Annotated in this window: 4 protein-coding genes; 2 read left to right on the top strand and 2 right to left on the bottom strand. The window is 69.2% G+C overall.

Annotation, left to right across the window (positions count from 1 at the left end; genetic code table 11):
- Positions 1-473: ABC transporter permease (locus ABDW35_RS33100; protein ID WP_343718106.1), on the bottom strand; the 473-nt coding region annotated here is incomplete at its 3' end.
- Complete coding sequence (locus ABDW35_RS33095; protein ID WP_343718105.1) at positions 470-2,008, bottom strand: ABC transporter substrate-binding protein; 1,539 nt, start codon at positions 2,006-2,008, stop codon at positions 470-472. The genes ABDW35_RS33095 and ABDW35_RS33100, both read right to left, overlap by 4 nt.
- 271 nt (positions 2,009-2,279) lie before the next feature.
- On the opposite strand from ABDW35_RS33095, the gene ABDW35_RS33090 reads away from it, so the two are divergent.
- Together ABDW35_RS33090 and ABDW35_RS33085 are read left to right on the top strand one after the other, a co-directional pair.
- Complete coding sequence (locus ABDW35_RS33090; protein WP_343718104.1) at positions 2,280-2,984, top strand: FadR/GntR family transcriptional regulator; 705 nt, start codon at positions 2,280-2,282, stop codon at positions 2,982-2,984.
- A 313-nt stretch (positions 2,985-3,297) separates the two neighbouring features.
- Positions 3,298-4,210, top strand: a 913-nt coding sequence (locus ABDW35_RS33085; protein WP_343718103.1) for an FAD-binding oxidoreductase, incomplete at its 3' end; no start/stop codon positions are given.

Raw genomic sequence — 4,210 nt, 5'->3', positions numbered from 1 at the left:
ATCAGCAGGATCAGCAGCGTGCCGACGACGAAGAGCGGCACCGCCAGCAGCAGCGCGGCGAGGCCGGAGGCGATGCGGTCGAAGGTGCCGCCGCGGTGCAGCGCGGCCCAGGTGCCGGCCGGGATGCCGAAGATCACGGCCAGCAGCGCGCCGGCGCCGATCAGCTCCAGCGTCCGCGGCAGGCGCAGCGCGATCTCCTGCGCCACCGGATAGTCATCGACCAGGGAGGTGCCCAGGTCGCCCCGCGGCAGGCCGGACAGGAAATCGAGATACTGCTCGGCCAGTGGCCGGTCCAGGCCCAGCTTGCCGCGCAGCTCCGCCACGGTGGCCGGGTCGGGCGCGACGCCGCCGGTCGACAGCAGCAGCTCCGCCGGGTCGCCCGGCACCAGGTGCAGCGCCAGGAACACGATCGTGGCGACGATCCAGGCGAGGACCAGTGACGTTCCGATGCGGCGGAGCAGCCCGGCGATCATGCGAAGGACGTCTCTTCCAGCGTCGCGCCGGAGGAGGTGGTCAGGGCGCCGGGCAGGTTGGTGAAGCCGGTCAGGCGCCGGTCCAGGCCGTAGCCTTGGGACCGCCAGGCCAGCCCGGCCAGCGGCACCTCCTCAAGGGCGGCCCGCTGCATCTCCCTGTAGATCTCGACCCGCTTGGCCGGGTCGAACTCGGCCCGGCCGCGCGCCAGCGCATCGACCGTCTTCGGCGCCTTCAGGCCGAAGGAGCGGCCATGGGTCGGCGCCAGCGAGGTGTCGAGCACCCCGGTCAGCCCGTCGGGATCGTTGTTGTCGGCCGCCAGGCCGTGGATGCAGATGTCGTACTGGCCCTTGGTGCCGCGGGCGACGCGGGTCGACCAGTCGGGCAGCTGCAGCTCGCACTGGATGCCGATGGCGGCCAGGTGCTGCTGCACCACCTCCGCCGTGTCTTTGTGCATGCCGTACTGGGCGGTGGCCATCAGCGTGGTCTGGAAACCGTCGGGATGCCCGGCCTCGGCCAGCAGCGCCTTGGCGCGGGCGGGGTCGTAGGCCCAGCCATTGGCAAGCGCGTCGTCGTACCAGGGCGTGCCGGCGGTGATCGGCACGCCCGCCATCGGCTTGCCGCGGCCGAAGAAGGCGGCCTTGACGATGTCCTCGCGCTTCACGGCGAAGGCGATCGCCTGGCGCACTCGCGGGTCGTCAAAGGGCGGCCGGGTGGCGTTGAACAGCACGCACATGAACGGCCCCTCGACCGCGTCGAGCCTGAGGCGCGGGTCGGCCTCGACCGCGGCCATCGACTGCCAGGGGACGTATTCGATCATGTCGACATCGCCGCTCTGCAGCGCGGCGACGCGCAGGTTCTCGTCGGCATAGACGGTGAACCTGATCCCCTTCAGCTTGGGAATGCCGGGCTTGTAGAACTTGTCGAAGGCGGCCAGCTCGATCGCGGTGCCGCGCTCCTGACCCGCCAGGCGGAACGGGCCGGCGCCGATCGGCTCGCTCGGCGTCGAGTTCCGCGACAGCACGAAGGTGTTGTAGTTGGCGAACCAGGTCGGCAGCGTCGCCGTCGGCGTCTTCGTGACCAGGCGGACGGTCTGCGGGTCGGGGATCTCGATGCGCGCGATGCCCTGGAACTGGGTGCGCATATAGGCGGTGGAGGTCTCGCCGGCGATCTGCTCGATCGACCATTTGACGTCGTCGGCGGTGACCGGGTCGCCGTTCTGGAAGACGCAGCCGGGGCGCAGCTTGAACACCCAGGCGCCCTCGTCATCGACCGACCAGGATTCGGCCAGCTCGCCGCGCAGCTGGCCCTTGCTGTCATAGGTGACCAGGCTGCGGTGCAGCATCAGCTTCACCGTGCCGGCGGCGGCGCCGGTGCTGACCCAGGGCTGCAGGTTGGGCGGAAAGGCCGACAGGCCGTAGCGCAGGATGCCGTCGGCCTGCTGGGCCCGGCCCGGCAGCGAGAGGAAGGGAAGCGACAGCCCGGCGCCCAGAAGCGCGCGGCGCGTCATGATGATGCGGCTTCTACCCCCGACCATGGTGCCATCCCCTGTTTCTGGCGCGGACGGCATCGCCCGCGGCCGAGATGTCGATTTTGTCCGATGTTCTCCGGACTTGTTTTGACATCTATCCGGCAGAAATTTACATGTCAACTGACATGTGGACGAGACGGTTCGGTCGTCATGACGGAGGCGGGGCCGGAAGCCGCGCATCAGTGCCATTTTCCGGGACAGGCCAGCTTTCGGCGCCACGGCAGAACGTGTAATCTCACCTGCAAACAATCAGGCCGACGCACGGCAAAGGGTTCCGGTGTCCCAACGTCCAAGACTGAGCGATATCCTCTATGGCGACATGCTGGGGCGCATCCGGCACGGCCAGTTTCCGGGGGACGGCAAGCTGCCGTCGGAGAAGGAGCTCAGCCAGAGCTTCGGCGTCTCCCGGCCGATCGTGCGCGAGGCCCTGCGCCGGCTGCGCGAGGAGGGGCTGATTCAGTCCCGCCAGGGTGCCGGCAGCTTCGTCGTCGGTGCCGCGGAGCCGCAGCCCGCCCGCCCGGCGAATGGCGGGCAGGGGATCCAGACGATCTCGGATGTCCGGCGCATCTACGAGTTCCGCATCGCGCTGGAGGGGGAAGTGGCCTATGCCGCCGCCCTGAACCGCAACGAGGCGTTGCTGGCCGCGGTGAAGAAGGAACTCGACGCCATCGACCAGGCGATCCAGACCGGCAAGATCGGCGTCCAGCAGGACAGCGATTTCCACACCGCGATCGCCCGGGCCACGCAGAACCAGTATTTCGAGGCGGCGCTGGCCGCGGTGCGGCCGCATCTCGACTATGTCATCGACCTGGCGCGCAGCTTCTCCGTGCTGCATTCGGCAGGGCACCTGGCGATGGTCCAGCGCGAGCATGCGGCGGTCTACGAGGCGATCCGCGACGGCGACGCCATCAAGGCGCGCGAGGCGATGCAGGCTCATATCCGCAACGCGCAGGAGCGGGTCTTCGACGGCATCCATCTGTAGCAGCGATCGCGGTCGGGGCAATCGGGTTGCATGACAAGTGGGCGAGCAAGGGGGCTTCCCCGGCTCGACCTGGCATGGCATCGCGGCATTGGGTGGAAATTGATATTATACTGAAAAATCAATCAATTATTGAGTTTTTCTCAACGCCGCCTGGATTAATTTGCGCCGAAAATGGACAAGTTGACAGGTTCGCTATAACAACGCAAAGTCAGGGGATGGTGGCCACAGGCCGCCCGAATCCGTCCTGCGGGGCGGGCCCGACCGGCAGGGAGGCCGGCCGCCGCCCGGACCCGCGCCGGGAGAGCCTGCGCGAGTGAACGACACGGCCAGCCATCTGGAAGCCCTGCGGGCGGTGCTTGGAGAGCGCGGCCTGCTCGCGGCCCCCGACGACCTTTCCGCCTATGAGACCGGTGCCCGCTACGACCGCGGCCGGGCCGCCTTCGTCGCCCGGCCGGCGAGCACGGCCGAGGCCTCCGCCGTGATCGCGCATTGCGTGCGCCACGGCATCCGGCTGGTGCCGCAAAGCGGCAACACCGGCCTCGTCGCCGGTTCGACGCCGGATCCCGGCGGGACGCAGGGCGTGCTCAGCCTCGACCGGTTCATCGGGCCATTCGAGTTGGATACCGCCAACCGCAGCGTCACCGTCGGCGCCGGCGTCCGCCTGTCCGCCCTGAACCAGAATCTGGCGCCGTACGGGTTGGTCCTGCCGATCGATCTGGGGGCGGACCCGATGGTCGGCGGCATGGTCGCGACCAACACCGGCGGGGCGCGCTTCATCCGCTACGGCGACATGCGCCGGCACGTGCTGGGGCTGGAGGTGGTGCTGCCTGACGCGCAGGGCACGGTCCTCGACCTGATGCGCCCGCTGCGCAAGAACAACACCGGGCTGGACCTCAAGCAGCTCTTCATCGGCACCGGCGGCGCCTACGGCCTGGTCACCCGCGCGGTGCTGGAACTGCGCCGCCTGCCGCAGCAATCGGCCACGGCCATCCTGGTGCCGCGCGACGACGACGCGGTGATGACGCTGCTGACCGCCTTCGAGGAGCGGGTCGGCGACCATCTGGCGGCATTCGAGGGCCTGTCCGGCGCCGCGGTCGCGCTGGCGCTGAAGCATCACGAGCGGCTGCGCAACCCGTTCGCGCCGCATCCGCCGCCGCCGTTCTGCATCCTGCTCGAGATCGAGCGGTCCTGCGCCACGCGGGAGCAGGAGCCGGCTAGCGACGGCC

The organism is Inquilinus sp. (assembly GCF_039594555.1).
Classification (GTDB): Bacteria; Pseudomonadota; Alphaproteobacteria; order DSM-16000; family Inquilinaceae; genus Inquilinus.
This window is presented reverse-complemented; position numbering and strand designations above follow the sequence as displayed.